This is a genomic window from Campylobacter sp. MIT 99-7217, assembly GCF_006864365.1.
GTDB lineage: Bacteria > Campylobacterota > Campylobacteria > Campylobacterales > Campylobacteraceae > Campylobacter_D.
Map to the genome: position 1 here is coordinate 1 of NZ_QHLJ01000030.1, position 614 is coordinate 614.

At 23.5% G+C, this 614-nt stretch carries 1 protein-coding gene; it reads left to right on the top strand.

The window, feature by feature from the left end:
* Positions 1-89 precede the first annotated feature (89 nt).
* Positions 90-614, top strand: a 525-nt coding sequence (locus DMB92_RS09080) for a glycosyltransferase family A protein (protein ID WP_185900193.1), incomplete at its 3' end; no start/stop codon positions are given.

Sequence of the window (614 nt, forward strand, 5' to 3'; positions counted from 1 at the left end):
AAAAAACTTAAAAAAGATCCAAAAAACTTTTTTAAGGAAAGTAAAAATCCTCTTTTAAAAATATTTTTTAAAGAAAATAAGGCTTAAAAATGTTTTTTTTAAATAAAAAACAAAAAATGCTTTCTAAATTTATATTTCAAGCTTGCATTTTAATCCCTCTTCAAAACTTTTTTAAAAAACTCAAACCCAAAAAACAACAAGGCTTTAACAAATACGCTATCATCTCAGCAGTTTATAATGTAGAAAAGTATTTAGATGATTATTTTAACTCTATCATTAATCAAAGACTTGATTTTAAAAATAACATTTTAATTATCTGTGTTGATGATGGAAGCACAGATCATTCAGCAAATATCATTAAAAAATATCAAAAGAAATTTCCTAAAAATATCATTTATCTTTATAAAGATAATGGTGGTCAAGCAAGTGCTAGAAATTTAGGACTTGATTTTTTAAGAAAAAATCAAGATCAATCAAATATAAATTTAAATTCTTCTTTAGCTTTTGATTTAAAAGATATAGAATGGGTAACTTTTACTGATCCTGATGATTTTTTAGATAGGGATTATTTTTATGAGGTGGATAGGTTTTTGAGAAAAGAGGAAGGTGAAGAT